Origin of the sequence: Sulfitobacter sp. SK011, assembly GCF_003352065.1 — a bacterium.
Taxonomy (GTDB): domain Bacteria; phylum Pseudomonadota; class Alphaproteobacteria; order Rhodobacterales; family Rhodobacteraceae; genus Sulfitobacter.
The window spans coordinates 1,148,786-1,164,258 of the sequence record NZ_CP025803.1 but is presented as its reverse complement, the minus strand read 5'-3'; the positions used below and the strand labels follow the sequence as shown (position 1 = coordinate 1,164,258).

At 57.1% G+C, this 15,473-nt stretch carries 19 protein-coding genes; 9 read left to right on the top strand and 10 right to left on the bottom strand.

What is annotated here, in order from left to right; all coding sequences use genetic code 11:
* Positions 1-32 precede the first annotated feature (32 nt).
* The 8 genes from C1J02_RS05680 to C1J02_RS05645 all read right to left on the bottom strand — a co-directional run bounded on the left by C1J02_RS05680 (position 33) and on the right by C1J02_RS05645 (position 6,781).
* Complete coding sequence (locus tag C1J02_RS05680) at positions 33-845, bottom strand: FkbM family methyltransferase (RefSeq protein ID WP_254693212.1); 813 nt, start codon at positions 843-845, stop codon at positions 33-35.
* Between the two features lie 12 nt (positions 846-857).
* Positions 858-1,187 carry a hypothetical protein gene (locus tag C1J02_RS05675; RefSeq protein ID WP_114877720.1) on the bottom strand — a complete coding sequence of 110 codons (330 nt, stop codon included), beginning with the start codon at positions 1,185-1,187 and terminating at the stop codon, positions 858-860.
* Complete coding sequence (sdhA, locus tag C1J02_RS05670; protein ID WP_114877719.1) at positions 1,187-2,992, bottom strand: succinate dehydrogenase flavoprotein subunit; 1,806 nt, start codon at positions 2,990-2,992, stop codon at positions 1,187-1,189. Before sdhA ends, C1J02_RS05675 begins: the two co-directional genes overlap by 1 nt.
* A 30-nt stretch (positions 2,993-3,022) precedes the next feature.
* Positions 3,023-3,394, bottom strand: coding sequence for a succinate dehydrogenase, hydrophobic membrane anchor protein (sdhD, locus tag C1J02_RS05665; protein WP_114877718.1), 372 nt, complete (start codon positions 3,392-3,394; stop codon positions 3,023-3,025).
* 11 nt (positions 3,395-3,405) lie between these two features.
* Positions 3,406-3,789, bottom strand: a complete 384-nt coding sequence (sdhC, locus tag C1J02_RS05660) for a succinate dehydrogenase, cytochrome b556 subunit (RefSeq protein ID WP_114877717.1) — start codon at positions 3,787-3,789, stop codon at positions 3,406-3,408.
* 173 nt (positions 3,790-3,962) lie between these two features.
* Positions 3,963-4,631: a DUF1194 domain-containing protein gene (locus C1J02_RS05655; protein WP_114877716.1), complete on the bottom strand. Its 669-nt coding sequence runs from the start codon at positions 4,629-4,631 to the stop codon at positions 3,963-3,965.
* A 122-nt stretch (positions 4,632-4,753) separates the two neighbouring features.
* On the bottom strand, positions 4,754-5,716 hold the full coding sequence (gene mdh / locus C1J02_RS05650) for a malate dehydrogenase (RefSeq protein ID WP_114877715.1): 963 nt from the start codon (positions 5,714-5,716) through the stop codon (positions 4,754-4,756).
* Positions 5,717-5,875: 159 nt separating this feature from the next.
* Positions 5,876-6,781 carry a PRC-barrel domain-containing protein gene (locus tag C1J02_RS05645; RefSeq protein WP_114877714.1) on the bottom strand — a complete coding sequence of 302 codons (906 nt, stop codon included), beginning with the start codon at positions 6,779-6,781 and terminating at the stop codon, positions 5,876-5,878.
* A gap of 118 nt (positions 6,782-6,899) precedes the next feature.
* Here C1J02_RS05645 and C1J02_RS05640 point away from each other — a divergent pair, with 118 nt between their 5' ends.
* A complete protein-coding gene (locus tag C1J02_RS05640) occupies positions 6,900-7,652 on the top strand; it encodes a sulfite exporter TauE/SafE family protein (RefSeq protein ID WP_114877713.1) in 753 nt (250 codons plus the stop codon).
* Between the two features lie 79 nt (positions 7,653-7,731).
* Here C1J02_RS05640 and C1J02_RS05635 read toward each other — a convergent pair whose 3' ends face one another.
* On the bottom strand, positions 7,732-8,064 hold the full coding sequence (locus C1J02_RS05635) for a hypothetical protein (RefSeq protein ID WP_114877712.1): 333 nt from the start codon (positions 8,062-8,064) through the stop codon (positions 7,732-7,734).
* A 329-nt stretch (positions 8,065-8,393) separates the two neighbouring features.
* On the opposite strand from C1J02_RS05635, the gene C1J02_RS05630 reads away from it, so the two are divergent.
* From C1J02_RS05630 to C1J02_RS05615, 4 genes are read left to right on the top strand one after another with little or no spacing between them, the layout of a single operon-like run.
* The gene (locus C1J02_RS05630; protein WP_114877711.1) at positions 8,394-9,251 is read left to right on the top strand and encodes a CoA ester lyase; all 858 of its coding nucleotides are present in this window, start codon (positions 8,394-8,396) and stop codon (positions 9,249-9,251) included.
* A 4-nt stretch (positions 9,252-9,255) separates the two neighbouring features.
* A complete protein-coding gene (locus C1J02_RS05625) occupies positions 9,256-9,813 on the top strand; it encodes an NnrU family protein (protein WP_114877710.1) in 558 nt (185 codons plus the stop codon).
* A gap of 15 nt (positions 9,814-9,828) precedes the next feature.
* Entirely contained in the window at positions 9,829-10,032 is a 204-nt protein-coding gene (locus C1J02_RS05620; protein WP_114877709.1) for a DUF1737 domain-containing protein, read from the top strand.
* 1 nt (position 10,033) lies between these two features.
* Positions 10,034-11,065 (top strand): MaoC family dehydratase, encoded by a 1,032-nt coding sequence (locus C1J02_RS05615; protein ID WP_114877708.1) that lies wholly within the window; start codon positions 10,034-10,036, stop codon positions 11,063-11,065.
* A gap of 192 nt (positions 11,066-11,257) precedes the next feature.
* Here C1J02_RS05615 and C1J02_RS05610 read toward each other — a convergent pair whose 3' ends face one another.
* On the bottom strand, positions 11,258-11,791 hold the full coding sequence (locus C1J02_RS05610) for a hypothetical protein (RefSeq protein WP_114877707.1): 534 nt from the start codon (positions 11,789-11,791) through the stop codon (positions 11,258-11,260).
* Positions 11,792-12,148: 357 nt separating this feature from the next.
* On the opposite strand from C1J02_RS05610, the gene sucC reads away from it, so the two are divergent.
* The 4 genes from sucC to C1J02_RS05585 all read left to right on the top strand — a co-directional run bounded on the left by sucC (position 12,149) and on the right by C1J02_RS05585 (position 15,458).
* The gene (sucC, locus tag C1J02_RS05600; RefSeq protein ID WP_114877705.1) at positions 12,149-13,342 is read left to right on the top strand and encodes an ADP-forming succinate--CoA ligase subunit beta; all 1,194 of its coding nucleotides are present in this window, start codon (positions 12,149-12,151) and stop codon (positions 13,340-13,342) included.
* A gap of 101 nt (positions 13,343-13,443) precedes the next feature.
* A complete protein-coding gene (locus C1J02_RS05595) occupies positions 13,444-13,941 on the top strand; it encodes a hypothetical protein (RefSeq protein ID WP_254693211.1) in 498 nt (165 codons plus the stop codon).
* A gap of 139 nt (positions 13,942-14,080) precedes the next feature.
* Positions 14,081-14,968: a succinate--CoA ligase subunit alpha gene (gene sucD, locus C1J02_RS05590; RefSeq protein ID WP_114877703.1), complete on the top strand. Its 888-nt coding sequence runs from the start codon at positions 14,081-14,083 to the stop codon at positions 14,966-14,968.
* Positions 14,969-15,002: 34 nt separating this feature from the next.
* A complete protein-coding gene (locus tag C1J02_RS05585; RefSeq protein ID WP_114877702.1) occupies positions 15,003-15,458 on the top strand; it encodes a DUF805 domain-containing protein in 456 nt (151 codons plus the stop codon).
* Positions 15,459-15,473 lie beyond the last annotated feature (15 nt).

Below are 15,473 nucleotides of genomic sequence, written 5' to 3'. Positions count from 1 at the left end.
TTCATCACATTTACCCATTTGAATTGGGCGTTTCATGTCGCTTTGCCCTGACGGACAAAAAGCGTATTTCCTTCGACCTGCAGCACATCCTTGAAACCACAGGCGACAATTCGGGCCACCAGGTCGGTTTCCCATGTGTCTGCATGGACGGTTTCGATCAGAATTGCATCCGGCTGCCAGGCATCGGCACCCGCATCGACCAGCGCGCCAAGGGCCGCTTCCTCGAACCCCTCCACGTCAATCTTGAGGACAGTCAGATCATGAGCCGCAGCGTCACCGACAAAATCGAGCAGCGGACGAATTGGCACCAATGTCCCGCCATCGCGCACCGGTTTCTTGATGGATTTCAAAGATGCCTGACCAAAGTTGTCGCGGCGAAAGTTCAGCACCCCTTCGCCAGTTTCAGCACCCAAGGCGCAACCCTCAATCCGGATCACGTCACCCAGATTGTTCAGACGAATGTTATGACCCAAACGTCCGATCATCGCCGGGTTCGGCTCGAACGCAATCACCCGGCTTCCCGGCCCCGCGGCAAGGCCAAGCGGCACAGCAAACGCCCCACAATTGGCCCCGACATCAAGGATCAGCGCGTTGCGCCCCTCGACCAGTTCCATCAGCGCCGTCAGTGACTTCATCTCAGGCGGTTGCCCGTCCAGCCACATGCGGCGGTCGGTGTAATTGTCGCGTGGATCGACATACATTCGGATGCCTGCAAAGGTGATCTCGGTTGGGGGCAGGATCGGCACCAGTTTCTGGCGTGTCGGTTTATCCGCATCCCGAAAAACAGCACGTAGGGCAGTCACCTGCTCTGCCTGATCAACGGCATTCAGCGTGGGATGCGCCATCACATTCATCCCTTACAATATTCCATTGCGCAAAGAGGCAGCCTGCAAACACTGCACCGTTTCCGGACGCGCCAATACATTTTTGACAGTCGCGGCTGTGGTGTCATCAACACCAACCGCCGCGGCCCGGACATACTCGCGGATTTCCAGTGCGGTGGAATTATCAATGATGCAATCGGTGAACGGCGTGATCAATTGCTTTGGCACCTGCGGGAACCGCGTCGCAAGCGTTTCTGTTACCACGCCCTTGGCCCCCTGACGTGCGGTATTGTCCACCGCCTGCTGGACCTCGACACACGCCGTCAGTGCCGTTGCAAATAAAATGACTGTCCAGATGCGCATCAGTACACCCTTGCTTTTGGCGCGATTTTCTTAAGATCAATCCCGCCTTCTTTCTGTGTGGTCAGTGGTTTGAGATGCACATCACGATAGCTCAACTTGGCCTTGTTGCCGTCAAAAGTGGCAAGGCTGTGCTTGCGCCATTCCTTGTCGTCGCGGTTCGGATAATCCTCATGGGCATGGGCACCCCGGCTTTCCTTGCGCGCCGCAGCGGCGGTGATGGTCGCGGTCGCATTGGGCATCAGGTTGGCCAGTTCCAGCGTTTCCATCAGATCAGAGTTCCACACCAGTGATCGGTCCGTGACCTTCACATCGTCCAGCTTGTCGGCAACCTCGATCATCTTGACCCGGCCTTCTTCAAGCGTCTTGTCAGTGCGAAACACCGCCGCGTCGGCCTGCATGGTCTTTTGCATTTCCAGACGCAGGTCCGCCGTCGGCACACCGCCCGACGCATTGCGCAGCCCGTCAAAGCGATCAAACGCCGCATCGACGGATTTCTGATTTGGCGTGGGCACAGCGGTTTTCGGATCGACAATCTCTGCCGCCCGGATCGCCGCGGCACGGCCAAAGACCACCAGATCAATCAGTGAATTTGAGCCCAAACGGTTGGCCCCATGCACCGACGCACAGCCCGCCTCGCCGACAGCCATGAGCCCCGGTGAAATTGCGTCTGGCTTGTCTTTCGTCGGGTTCAACACCTCACCCCAATAGTTCGTGGGGATACCGCCCATGTTGTAATGCACCGTTGGCAAGACCGGGATCGGTTCCTTGGTCAGGTCCACACCCGCAAAGATGCGCGCAGATTCAGAGATACCCGGCAGGCGCAGGTCCAGCGTTTCGGGCGGCAGGTGATTGAGGTGCAGATGGATGTGGTCCTTGTTTTCGCCCACGCCGCGGCCTTCGCGGATTTCCATCGTCATGCAACGGCTGACAACATCGCGGCTGGCAAGGTCCTTATAGGTTGGCGCATAGCGTTCCATGAACCGCTCGCCCTCAGAATTGGTCAGATACCCGCCTTCGCCCCGGGCCCCTTCGGTGATCAGGCACCCAGCGCCGTAGATACCCGTTGGGTGGAACTGGACAAACTCCATATCCTGCAATGGCAGCCCCTGACGTGCGACCATACCGCCGCCGTCACCGGTACAGGTATGCGCGGACGTGGCGCTGAAATAGGCGCGGCCATAGCCGCCCGTCGCCAGCACCACCATCTTGGCACTGAACAAATGCATGGTGCCATCGTCCAGCTTCCAACACAGCACACCCTGACAGACACCATCATCCGACATGATCAGATCAATGGCGAAATACTCGATATAGAATTCCGCGTTATTCTTGAGCGATTGGCCATAGAGCGTGTGCAAAATCGCATGGCCCGTGCGGTCGGCAGCGGCACAGGTGCGCTGCACCGGCGGGCCTTCACCGAATTCGGTTGTATGACCACCAAAGGGCCGCTGGTAAATCTTGCCCTCTTCAGTGCGCGAAAACGGCACGCCATAATGTTCAAGCTCATACACCGCCTTGGGGGCCTCGCGGGCCAAATATTCCATCGCGTCGGTATCGCCCAGCCAATCGGATCCTTTGACCGTGTCATACATATGCCACTGCCAATTATCGGGCCCCATATTCGACAGCGACGCGGCGATGCCGCCTTGAGCGGCTACAGTATGCGAGCGGGTTGGAAAAACCTTGGAGATACACGCAGTGCGCAGCCCCTGCTCTGCCATGCCAAGGGTCGCGCGCAGACCGGCACCACCGGCCCCCACGACAACCACATCATATTCGTGCGTTTCATATTCATATGCGGCCATCTTGGCGGTCTCCCGTAGGGCAGTATTGGATCAAAGTGCAAGGCGGGCGATGGCGAAAACACCCACCGCTGCGGCACCATAAGAAAGGCAGGTCATCACGATGATCGCGACTTTTTGGCTCAACCCGTGCACATAGTCCTCGATCAGGACCTGGACACCGTCGTTAAAGTGTTTGAACCCCACAAGCAGTGTCAATGCGGCGATGATCGCCGGGAAGGGACGGCTATAATAGGCGAGAATTTCCTCGTAGGTGCCGCCAAGCGCCGATCCGAATGTAAACACGAAGAACGGGATCAGAAACAAAAGTGCGACTGAGCTGACTTTCATGGCCCAGAAATGGGCGGTCCCGGTTTTTGCTGAGCCAAGACCAGCGGCACGTTTGCGGTCTGTAAGAAATGCCATGCGCGCGCCCCTTATACGATGATGACGGTGAGAAGGGTCAGAACAACGGACCCTGCGATCACCGCCCAGCCCAGCTTTTCCGCCGTGGGTATGTCGAGGGCATAGCCGTTGTCCCAGACCAGATGCCGGCAACCAGCCAGCGTGTGATACCAAAGACCCCATACCGACAGGAACATGATCAGATCACCAAACCAGCTGGTAATGAATCCGTTCACAAAGTCAAAGTATCCCGGTGATGTCGCTGCGGCCAGAAACCACCACACAATCAACAGGGCCGCGACCAGCAACGCGTTGCCGGTGATGCGCGTCAGGATCGACGTCATCGACGTCAGCTGCGGGCGGTAGATTGTCAAATGCGGGCTTAGCGGGCGATTGCCCCGGTTCACATCGGCCATTGTTCAGGTCCTTTGTCGGCTAGCGTTGCCTACTTGATAGCGCTTTTTACAGGACTGTCACGGGGGCAGATGCATCAGAACTCCGCTTTATTGCCGCAGTTGGGCAGAAAAATGCAGATACTTATCTCAATCATGGAATTTGTGATCACACGAATTGACCTGTGATCACAGGATCATTCGCCTGATGTCAGCATGCTTAATTGCTTGGTGGTTTCGCGCTGCAATTTGCGTTTGATCTGGGCCGGGTAATCCTCGAACCCATTGGCGGTGATCACAAATGCGCCTTCGCCCTCAATGACATTTTCGTAAAAGTAAGCGGTCAGATCGGCACCATCTGTCTCAATGGCCAAAGCATTTACCACGACGCCGCCATCGCGCAGCGCGGCGCGCATGTCATGCGGTTCGACCCCTTCGTTTGAGACACCATCACCCGACACATCAATCACCTTGCGGCCACATTCCGGACCTTTTGCAAAGCTTTTGATCGACAGACCCAAGACCTCTCCGATTGCCGTGGAATAATTGCGCCACTTCCGAGGATCATCCGCAATGGCGCGCGCCAGGGCATCCACATCGCCCAACGATGCGATGCGTGTCCAGGGTACGGTTTGTTCCTGACGAGATGATCCTGACCATTGGATCAAGGTCACCGCAGCCTTTTGATCGACCAACGCATCTGCAACGATGCTGTCGCGCAGGGCAAAGGCAAGCCCGTCCATTTGCACATGGTATTCATCGCGGTCGACCGACCCTGAAACATCCACGGCCAGCACCAGCGCCAATTCGCACGGCCATGCGACACTGGGCAAAAGGACAAAGAGTAAAGCAAAAAGGCGGCGCATTCTGGCAACTTAACGCGCCATGCGCGTTGTGCCACATCACTTTTTCAGGACAGGTTTTACAAAAGAAAACGCGCGCCCTGTCGTGAGACAAAGCGCGCGTATCGTCATGAGGTGCAAATGGATCAGCTCAGCGAGCTGTCAATCCCGATGCACGCCTCGACCAAACCTTTGACAGCCTTGACTGAGTTCTCGAACATCGCCTGTTCGTCCTTGTTCATCTCGATCTCGACGACCCGTTCGACGCCACCCTTGCCAATCACCGTTGGCACGCCGACATAAAAACCGTTCAACCCATAGGCACCGTCAACATAGGCTGCACATGGCAACACGCGCTTTTGGTCCTTGAGATAGCTTTCCGCCATTTCAATTGCCGATGTTGCAGGCGCATAAAACGCGGAACCGGTTTTCAACAAGCCAACAATCTCTGCTCCGCCATCGCGGGTGCGTTGTACGATCGCATCCAGTTTTTCCTGAGTTGTCCAACCCATTTTCACCAGATCCGGCAGAGGAATGCCCGCAACGGTCGAATACCGCACCAGTGGCACCATTGTGTCGCCGTGCCCCCCCAGAACAAAGGCCGTTACATCGCGCATCGATACATCGAATTCAGACGCAAGAAAGTGACGGAAGCGCGCGGAATCAAGCACACCGGCCATGCCGCAGACTTTTTCATGGGGCAGGCCCGAAAATTCGCGCAGCGCCCATACCATCGCATCAAGCGGGTTGGTGATGCAGATGACAAAGGCGTTTGGCGCATGTTTGGCAATGCCTTCGCCGACGGATTTCATCACTTTGAGGTTGATGCCCAGCAAATCATCACGGCTCATCCCCGGCTTGCGGGCAACACCGGCGGTCACGATGCACACATCCGCACCCGCGATGTCGGCATAATCGTTTGCGCCCGACATGGCCGCGTCAAATTTCGCGGATGGTCCTGATTCTGCTATATCCAGTGCCTTGCCCTGCGGGACGCCCTCTGCGATGTCGAATAAAACGACGTCGCCCAGTTCTTTGATTGCTGCAAGATGGGCAAGGGTGCCACCGATTTGCCCAGCGCCGATAAGCGCGATTTTGGGTCTGGCCATGTTCGTTTCTCCAACAAGGTTGCGTTAAGGGCGGGATAGCGAAATGCGCGGGTCCCTGCAAGTTGTGCCGTGCCGCAGCAGCAAAAACCGACGCATCTAACGAAAAAGCCGCCCTTTGCGGGGCGGCTCAATCTTAGTCCTGTCTAGAAGCTGGGAACCTTAGCCTTCATACTCTGGCAGAGTTTCCAACTTCTCTTCGGTGCTGTCCACATAGACGCGCAGATCGCTGCCGTCTTCGTTGCGAATAAGCTGAAGCTCTTCAAACGACAGTTTCACGGTGTGTTCGCCCAAGCCAAGGAACCCGCCGATGTCTGCAAGCACGTCAGTGATCTTGCCGCTGTCATCCACGATCAGCGTCTCAATCTCGCCAACGTCCTCGTCGTTCACCCCATAAAGGCGCGCACCTTCCAGATCGTCAGCGGTCATTTCTGTCCACTCAACGTCCTGATAGCCATCGCGTTGGAACGTTGGGCGTGCCAGCATTTCGCGTTCCATCGCTGTATCGGCTGCAACAACCGCTTCTTCGACCTCAGCTTCTGCATTTTCGGCCATCTCTTCGGTCTTGGCTTCTGCGTTTTCAGCCATTTCTTCAGTCTTGGCTTCAGCGTTTTCAGCCGCCTGCTCCATTTCGCCGTCCAAATCACGGTCGAATTCAGGTGCTTTTTCCAGCATCTCTTTTGATGTTGTCACAACCAGAAAACGGTCATTGCTGTCGCCTTCTTCTTTGACAACCTTGATTGCGTCCATGGACACGGAAACATCGCGCTCACCAAGGCCAAGGAAACCACCAACACCCAGAATAACAGCCGTTACCTGGCCATCCGGGCTGATGATCACGTCGTTGATTTCGCCAATGTCGTCCCATTCGGTTTCGGCCCCATCTGCGACCATCGCATCGGCGTCGACTTCGGTCTCGGAATTGTAAATCCGCATCCCGATCAGGTCAGACGCAAAGAAGTCACCCTCTTGCACCATGACGTCGCCGAAACCCGTTGCGTGGGCGTCGGCATAGGCCCCGCCAGACAATGTCAAAAGGACGGCAGTTGTGCTTAGAAAACGTTTCATAATAGATACTCCTGATGTGTCGTGAGTGTTGATCACTCAACTGTGAAGTGAACAGCGGCCTTGGCGTGCGGTTCCTGAGATTTTTGAAAAAAGAGGTTCAGTTATAAACTATGACACTCTGACCCTCGATTTATGGTTCTTTTGCGTGGCGGGACCGGCAGTGCTCTTTGCCGGTATCTCAAAGGGCGGATTTGGTTCAGGTGCCGCTTTCGCCGCGGCGTCGATCCTTGCGCTGGTCATTGAACCGGGGCTGGCGCTGGGTGTGATGCTGCCGCTTTTGATGCTGATCGACGCGAGCGCCCTGCGGCCCTATTGGCGCAAATGGAGCGGTATTGACGTCAAATTACTGTTGATCGGCGGCCTGCCGGGCATTGCAGTGGGGGCCGCACTTTACCAGGTGGCGTCACCAGATTTGTTTCGTCTGCTCATCGGTGGGGTTGCGGTGGGATTTGTCGTCTGGCATCTGGCTCTGGCGTCCGGACTGATCCGTTTGGCCCGCACGCGGATGCCCGATTTGGCCGGGGTGCTGATTGGGTCCGTCGTGGGGTTCACGACCTTTGTCAGTCACGCGGGCGGGCCGCCAGCGGCCGTGTTCTTGCTGTCGCGCGGCCTGACCAAAACCCAGTATCAGGCAACAACGGTGCTGTTGTTCTGGGTCCTCAATATCGTAAAATTTCTTCCCTATGCCGCGTTGGGCATGTTTACCGCCCAGACCTTCCTTGCGAATCTGGTCCTCGCCCCATTTGCAATCCTCGGCACCTGGATCGGCGTCCGGGCGCACCATCTGGTGCCCGAACGCCTCTTTTTTGCGCTGACTTATGTGCTTTTGTTTGTCACCGGGACCAAGCTGATTTGGGACGGCCTGACCTGACGGGTTGCTGCGATGGGTCCAAATCGATCACCACCAAAGACCTCGCATCAGGTGCAGGTATGATTAGGTGCCTTCACGTCTAAGCGTCGCTCTCGTTGACCGGCAGCGCCTCGGCCAATTCCTCAAACGCCTGGCCCGAAGCCACAAGACAGGTCAACCCGCCCGGCGCAGTCACTGTGATTGTCCAACTGCCGGTTTGATCTGACGCAAACACCTCAACAATCGCGTTGTTGGCACCGATGCCCATGGACTGGCGCGTCTCGCCGTATCCTTCGGCCAATCGGGTGACAACGGCCTCTCTTGGTCCGCAGTTTCGGCTGGTTTGGGCGGCCACATCTGTGGTTGTTGCCAAAAACAGCGCTGCAGCAGCCGTCAAAGCTGCCAAATGGAGTATCTTTACGGTCCTATTCATAGCACTTTGCCTTCACTCGAAAGGCGCGGCCCATTGCAATTTGGCCAACCCGGCATTTTACCAGCGCGGCCCGGGCAGCCCCGGTTGATCCAACTGTCAGCATCTGACCCTCATCACTCGGGTCCGGGTGCTTGGCAGAACGGCCATTCACCCGTGATGCAACAGGGACGAAACTGAGGCTCAGAGCTAAAATAATGGTTAACGCAGCGTCCGAATGCCCGTTGCATTTGATATTTGCTGCGCTGCGGCACGATTGCGCTTGAACTTTTCAGCCAAAAATGCCCCCTTGCGCGCAACAATCTTACCTTTGCCTCACACGGAGCCGCCCCATGCCAAAACTCACCCGTCCCCTACGCTCGGCTCTATATATCCCCGGCTCTAAACCTCGGGCTTTGGACAAGGCCCGCACATTGCCCTGCGATGCGATCCTCTTTGATCTTGAGGACGCGGTCAGCCCCGATGGAAAAATCGCAGCCCGCGAGACGCTGGCCCAAGCGCTGGCCACGGGCGGCTACGGCGCGCGGCTGAAAGTGATCCGCATCAATGCGCTCGACACGGCATGGGGTGTCGATGATGCCCGCGCCGCCGCCGACATGAAACCGGACGCCATCTTGCTGCCCAAGGTTGGCAACCCAGCCGACCTCGAAGCATTGGCAGAACTGGTCGGCGACATCCCGCTTTGGGCGATGATGGAAACGCCCGGCGCGATGCTGAACGCCCCTGCGATTGCCGCGCATCGGCAATTGCAGGCGATGGTCATGGGCACCAATGATCTGGCCAAGGACCTGCAAACCCGGTTCCGCGCCGACCGCTTGCCGCTGGCCACATCACTTGGCCTGTGCCTGCTTGCCGCCAAGGCGCACTGCTGCGCCATCATTGATGGAGTCTATAACGCGTTCAAAGACGAAGACGGGTTGCGTGCAGAATGCGATCAGGGCCGTGATATGGGGTTTGACGGCAAAACCCTGATCCACCCGGCGCAGCTCGACATTGCCAACACCGCATTTTCCCCGTCCGATGCAGAGGCCGACCTGGCCCGCCGTCAGATTGCCGCTTTCGAGGCCGCTGAGGCCGAGGGCCAGGGCGTCGCGGTCGTCGATGGCCGCATCGTCGAAAACCTGCATGTTGCAACTGCCCGTGAAACACTGGCAAAACTGGACGCAATTGCAGCCCTGAACGCGGAGTAGCACCATGGCACTGTTGATCATCGGTTTGGCCCTATGGGTCGGCGCACATTATTTCAAACGGCTGATGCCGCGTCAGCGGATGAAACTAGGCGATACCGGCAAAGGTCTGGTGGCGCTTAGCGTGGTTGCGGCGCTTTTGCTTATCATCTTTGGCTATCGCTGGGCACCTTTCATCCACGTCTGGTCACCGCCAGCCTTCTTCACCCATATCAACAACACACTGATGATCCTCGCGCTTTGGGTCTATGGCTCGTCGGCCGCCAAAGGGGCCAAGGCGTGGCCCGCCTACAAAACCCGGCACCCACAGCTGTTGGCCGTGAAAATCTGGGCCTTCTCGCATTTGCTGGTCAATGGGGATCTGGCGTCGATCCTGCTCTTTGGCACAATGCTGGCCTGGGCCGTTGGGTCGGTCATCCTGATCAACCGGGCAGAGCCGCATTGGGTCGCCCCCGCCCCCGCAGGCCGCGCGACCTACATTCGTCTGGCTGTGATCACTGCGGTTATCACGGTCGTGATCATCGCCATCCACGCGTGGCTGGGTGTATCGCCCTTTCCCGTCTGAACATCCGGAGCTGCCATGAAACTCTATCGTTTTCTGTCCGAAGAGGACACATCCGCCTTTTGCCACAAGGTCACTGATGCGCTTAACAAGGGCTGGGATCTGTATGGCTCTCCCACCCAGACGTGGGATCATGCTGCCGGGGTCATGCGCTGTGGGCAATCGGTGGTGAAAGAGGTCGAAGGCACCTATACCCCCGACACCAAACTGGGGGGCCACTGACATGGCCAAGACCAATTCGGGGCGCTTTTTCGAAGACTATAAAGTGGGCGAAGTAATCCACCACGCGGTGCCGCGCACTGTCAAAATGGGTGAACGCGCACTTTATCACATGCTCTATCCGGCACGGCACGCGCTCTATTCCTCGGATCAGTTTGCCCAATCATGTGGCCTGCCCTTCAGCCCGCTTGACGATATGATCGCGTTTCATGTGGTGTTTGGCAAAACCGTGCCGGATGTATCGCTGAACGCGGTGGCAAATCTGGGGTATGCGCAGGGGCGCTGGCTGATGCCAATCTGGCCCGGCGACACGTTGCGCAGCCAATCCGAAGTGATCGGCGTCAAGGAAAACTCCAGCGGCAAAACCGGCGTGGTCTATGTGCGCACCACCGGGCTGAACCAACATGATGAGGCGGTGCTGGAATATGTCCGCTGGGTTATGGTGCGCAAACGCGATGTTGATGCGCCCGCACCCAAACCGGTTGTGCCAAATCTGCCTGGTGCCCTGAGCGTCGGACAATTGCGCATCCCCAAGGGCCTTGATTTCAGCAGCTACGATTTCACCCTCGCCGGTGAACCGCACCGCTGGGGCGACTACGCAGTTGGCGAACAGATCGACCACGTCGATGGTGTGACGGTCGAAGAGGCCGAACACATGATGGCGACGCGCCTGTGGCAGAACACCGCCAAGGTCCATTTCGACACCGCCGCCCGCCCTGATGGCCGCCGCCTGATCTATGGCGGTCATGTCATTTCAATGGCGCGCGCGCTGTCGTTCAACGGTCTGGCCAATGCCCAGATGGTCGTGGGCCTGAACGGCGGTGCCCATGCCAACCCCTGCCTTGCCGGTGATACCATCCGCGCCTGGTCCGAGGTACTGGACAAGGCCGAAACCGCCGCTCCGGGTGTGGGTGCCATCCGTTTGCGCTTGGTCGCGACCAAGGGCGGCGATCCGTTCAAACTGAAGGGCGATGATGGCAAATACCTACCAGATGTCCTGCTGGATCTCGACTATTGGGCGCTGATGCCGATCTAGTTTGAAAAAGCAAAATCACAGATTTCATACACGGTCAGGGACATGCGATCGGATGCGGAACTGAGGGCATCACGGTCTAGATAGGGAAATGAGCACTATGCATGAGGGAAGGCCTGTCGGAATTTTTGGCCTCTCGCGGCTCACGTCGAAGGTCTGCTGTGCGGACAGTCCGGATGTAGTGGTAAGCATCAACTAATTGGAAAACCTTGCCCGCACTGCTTCTATGTCGAGTTGGTGTTCGGTCAAACCCTCGGCCTCCCATTCACTGCGTTCCGCCTCGAAGAAGTCGCCACCATAAACATGCAATGCTGCCGTGAGGCGGGGGATCGGGTTGGTGACAGAGTGGATAATATCCGCACCCATTGGGCATACATCACCGGTCGAAAGAGATTTTGCACCAGCCGCTTCGATCAAACCATCCGGATGATCCTTGATGCGACGCCAAAATATATTGTCCTCTCGGCCCCCATAAATACCAATGACAGCCCACATATCGTGGTTGTGAGGCGGTATGGTCGTGGATGGCTTCCAGGCAAGGTTGATTATTGTCAGCTTCGGGGATTGATAGAGTGGTGTGATGCCAGGCTCTGTCGGCTCTCCCAGCGCGTCGAGTATTTTCCAAGGATCGGACATTGCCCGGCGCACGACTTCCGCAGCCGATTTGTGAGTTGGGTCCTTTTCGACCGCCTCGCAGCAGTCAGCGATAAATCTATCGACGTCGAACATAGACGAACCTCCATTTCCTACATCATATCATAAATTGGATGATGTGTCCGGTTTGGGCTTTTTTCAGACCTCCGCAACGTTCGCGACATATCTTTCGCGCCTACCCCCCAGTGCCAAACACAAAACCAATATCCCGCTCAAAAATGAACGGACAATTGCACAGAAACGGGGATTCGCCCCCCTTCCCCCCAATTCAAACCATCCGCGCCGCAATTTTGTGATCACAGCATTTCCGGTGTGATCACAAATGTCGCTTTTGTCTGGCAATCCCCCCAATACTGCGAAAAACTGTTAACCGAGCGATAAGACTCACTCGCATACTGCGAGGTGACTTGAACAAAAACGGGACAGTTTTTTATGAACATCCACGAATATCAGGCGAAAGCCCTTCTGCGCAGCTTTGGTGCCCCTGTCTCTGATGGCCGCGTCGTGATGCGCGCCGAAGAAGCGAAATCAGCCGCCGGTGAATTAGACGGGCCCCTTTGGGTGGTCAAAGCGCAAATCCATGCAGGTGGCCGCGGCAAAGGCAAATTCAAAGAAGCTGACGCAGGCGACAAAGGCGGGGTGCGCCTGACCAAATCAGTGGAAGAAGCCGCCCAGGAAGCCAAGAAAATGCTTGGCCGCACTTTGGTCACGCACCAGACCGGGCCAGCAGGCAAACAAGTCAACCGCGTCTATATCGAAGACGGTGCCGGCATTGAAACCGAACTCTATCTGGCCCTGCTGGTGGACCGCCAGTCGTCTCGCGTCGGCTTTGTCTGTTCTACCGAAGGCGGCATGGACATCGAAGAAGTCGCGGCAAGCACGCCTGAAAAAATCATCAATTTCTCCGTTGATCCCGCGACCGGATATCAGCCGTTCCATGGCCGTCGCGTTGCGTTTGCGCTGGGCCTCGAAGGCAAAGCAGTCAAGCAATGCGTGTCTCTGATGGGTATCTTGTTCAAGGCATTCATCGAAAAAGACATGGAAATGCTCGAAATCAACCCGCTGATCGTCACCGACACCGGGGATCTCAAGGTGCTCGATGCCAAGGTCAGCTTTGATGGCAACGCCATGTATCGCCACAACGATATCGCTGAATTGCGCGATGTGACCGAAGAGGACCCCAAGGAACTTGAGGCGTCCAAATACGACCTGAACTACATTGCGCTGGACGGTGAGATTGGGTGCATGGTCAACGGCGCGGGCCTCGCAATGGCGACGATGGACATCATCAAGCTTTATGGGGCCGAGCCTGCCAACTTCCTTGATGTGGGCGGCGGCGCGACCAAGGAAAAAGTCACCGAAGCGTTCAAGATCATCACCTCTGACCCGCAGGTCAAAGGCATTCTGGTCAACATCTTTGGCGGCATCATGCGCTGTGATGTGATCGCCGAAGGCGTTGTGGCTGCTGTGAAAGAGGTCGGCCTGAAAGTACCATTGGTTGTGCGTCTGGAAGGCACCAAGGTCGCCGAGGGCAAAAAGATCATCAATGAAAGCGGTCTTGATGTGATCGCGGCCGATGACCTCAAAGACGGTGCTGAAAAAATCGTGAAGGCGGTTAAGGGGTAGTCTTAGTGCCATTCGCACCACACCTTGCTTCGTTTGGCAGGCGGGCTGACCGTAGGGTGGGTGCGTGCACGCGTGCTATGCGTGCCGCCCAGAAAAGGGCCTTGGCTTTCGCAGTCGCCGGGATGATGTTCGCCAGTCCTGCCTTTGCTTCTGACTCCGCAATCTCTGCCTTCAACACCTGGTGCTTCAAGGCTGGTCAGACAGAGGCGCAGGCGCGCGAAAATATGGGGGTAACCAACGGTGTCCCGCCCGCGTTCACCCTCACCTTCTGGGATGACAGCCTTGAGCCGCGCCCGGTGGATGCCCCGCTTGGCATCGAACGACGCTGCGAGGTGGCATTTGAGGGCGACCACACCGCCCCCGCGATCAAGGCGATGCGCATGCAGATGGCGACACCGCCGGTCTTTGGCAAAAAAATCCCCTTGCCTGATACCCACCAGCCAACCGCTGGCACAGCCCTGATCGAGGGCCGCGAACTCTTGCGTGGGCGTGTGGCCGTTGTGCATGTTGGCACCCGCAAAACCGATGATACCCTTCATACATTCATGGCAGTGGACCGTCTTTATGACGGTCTGGGCCTGCCGAAAGTCGAAGGATAATGCAGATGATGCTGTCACATCCCGCCCACAGGATCGTTCGCCCCATACCCATCCCAATATCCAATCAACGCGGTGCTGCTGCGCCGTCCACCATTACGCCGCACCTCGCGGCATCAAATACCACTCGAAGGAAATAATCATGGCCGTACTCGTAGACGAAAGCACCAAAGTCATCTGTCAGGGCCTTACCGGGTCTCAGGGCACGTTCCATACCGAACAGGCGATTGCCTATGGCACCAAAATGGTGGGCGGTGTGACCCCCGGCAAAGGCGGCCAGACCCATCTTGATCTGCCGGTGTTCAACTCGGTTCACGAGGCGAAACATGTGACGCAGGCCAACGCCTCGGTGATCTATGTCCCACCGCCTTTTGCTGCCGATTCCATCCTTGAGGCGATCGATGCCGAGATGGAACTGATCGTCTGCATCACCGAAGGCATCCCGGTTCTGGACATGATGCGCGTTCAGCGCGCGCTGCAAGGCTCAAAGTCGCGGCTGATTGGTCCAAACTGCCCCGGCGTGATCACGCCCGACGCCTGCAAAATTGGTATCATGCCCGGCCATATCCACAAACGCGGGTCCTGCGGTGTTGTCTCGCGCTCGGGCACGCTGACCTACGAGGCGGTCAAGCAGACCACCGATTTGGGTTATGGACAGTCATCGGCTGTCGGCATCGGCGGCGATCCGATCAAAGGCACCGAACATATTGACGTTTTGGAAATGTTCCTCGCCGATCCTGAGACCAAATCAATCATCATGATTGGCGAAATTGGTGGTTCGGCAGAAGAAGACGCGGCCCAGTTTCTCGCGGACGAGAAAAAAGCAGGCCGCTGGAAACCCACCGCTGGTTTCATCGCGGGCCGCACCGCCCCTCCTGGCCGCCGCATGGGCCACGCGGGTGCCATCGTTGCAGGTGGCAAAGGCGGTGCCGAAGACAAGATCGAAGCCATGCGCGCGGCAGGCATTGTCGTAGCCGACAGCCCTGCGACGCTGGGCGAGGCGGTCAAGGAAGCGATTGAGAAGGGGTAAGGGGCCAGACAACCCTTAGCACGAGGATCAGATAATGGATTTTCAGACGTCGGTAAGAACCTGCCTGACCAAAAAATACATGACCTTTCAGGGGCGTGCATCGCGGTCCGAATTCTGGTGGTTCATGCTGGCCTATATCATCGGCGCGATGGTTGTCATGTTGGTCCCGCTGCTCCCGATCCTCTACGCTTTAGCTGTGTTTCTACCGCTGCTTGCCGTCGGCTTTCGAAGAATGCAGGATATCGGCAAGCCGGGTTGGTACTTTGTCATCCCGTCTGTCTACAATCTTGCCCTGCGCAGCTTTGGCTTTGGCAGTTACGAACTTGACGAAGCAACTGGAATGCCAACGGAAATGCCATCGGTTGGCGGCGCTCTTTTTGGCGGCCTGCTCTCGATCATTGGCATTGTCATCGCTGTAGTCTTTATCTGGTGGCTGACCCGACCCTCACAACCCGAAACAAATGCCTACGGTCCGCCACCTGCGGCCTGACCCTCACGCGTGCGT

Excerpts from the sequence above, each read along its gene's own strand:
- C1J02_RS05680 (WP_254693212.1), bottom strand. The coding sequence starts at position 845 with ATGGCGCATCCCACGCTGAATGCCGTTGATCAGGCAGAGCAGGTGACT.
- C1J02_RS05675 (WP_114877720.1), bottom strand. The coding sequence starts at position 1,187 with ATGCGCATCTGGACAGTCATTTTATTTGCAACGGCACTGACGGCGTGT.
- sdhA (WP_114877719.1), bottom strand. The coding sequence starts at position 2,992 with ATGGCCGCATATGAATATGAAACGCACGAATATGATGTGGTTGTCGTG.
- sdhD (WP_114877718.1), bottom strand. The coding sequence starts at position 3,394 with ATGGCATTTCTTACAGACCGCAAACGTGCCGCTGGTCTTGGCTCAGCA.
- sdhC (WP_114877717.1), bottom strand. The coding sequence starts at position 3,789 with ATGGCCGATGTGAACCGGGGCAATCGCCCGCTAAGCCCGCATTTGACA.
- C1J02_RS05655 (WP_114877716.1), bottom strand. The coding sequence starts at position 4,631 with ATGCGCCGCCTTTTTGCTTTACTCTTTGTCCTTTTGCCCAGTGTCGCA.
- mdh (WP_114877715.1), bottom strand. The coding sequence starts at position 5,716 with ATGGCCAGACCCAAAATCGCGCTTATCGGCGCTGGGCAAATCGGTGGC.
- C1J02_RS05645 (WP_114877714.1), bottom strand. The coding sequence starts at position 6,781 with ATGAAACGTTTTCTAAGCACAACTGCCGTCCTTTTGACATTGTCTGGC.
- C1J02_RS05635 (WP_114877712.1), bottom strand. The coding sequence starts at position 8,064 with ATGAATAGGACCGTAAAGATACTCCATTTGGCAGCTTTGACGGCTGCT.
- C1J02_RS05630 (WP_114877711.1), top strand. The coding sequence starts at position 8,394 with ATGCCAAAACTCACCCGTCCCCTACGCTCGGCTCTATATATCCCCGGC.
- C1J02_RS05625 (WP_114877710.1), top strand. The coding sequence starts at position 9,256 with ATGGCACTGTTGATCATCGGTTTGGCCCTATGGGTCGGCGCACATTAT.
- C1J02_RS05620 (WP_114877709.1), top strand. The coding sequence starts at position 9,829 with ATGAAACTCTATCGTTTTCTGTCCGAAGAGGACACATCCGCCTTTTGC.
- C1J02_RS05615 (WP_114877708.1), top strand. The coding sequence starts at position 10,034 with ATGGCCAAGACCAATTCGGGGCGCTTTTTCGAAGACTATAAAGTGGGC.
- C1J02_RS05610 (WP_114877707.1), bottom strand. The coding sequence starts at position 11,791 with ATGTTCGACGTCGATAGATTTATCGCTGACTGCTGCGAGGCGGTCGAA.
- sucC (WP_114877705.1), top strand. The coding sequence starts at position 12,149 with ATGAACATCCACGAATATCAGGCGAAAGCCCTTCTGCGCAGCTTTGGT.
- sucD (WP_114877703.1), top strand. The coding sequence starts at position 14,081 with ATGGCCGTACTCGTAGACGAAAGCACCAAAGTCATCTGTCAGGGCCTT.
- C1J02_RS05585 (WP_114877702.1), top strand. The coding sequence starts at position 15,003 with ATGGATTTTCAGACGTCGGTAAGAACCTGCCTGACCAAAAAATACATG.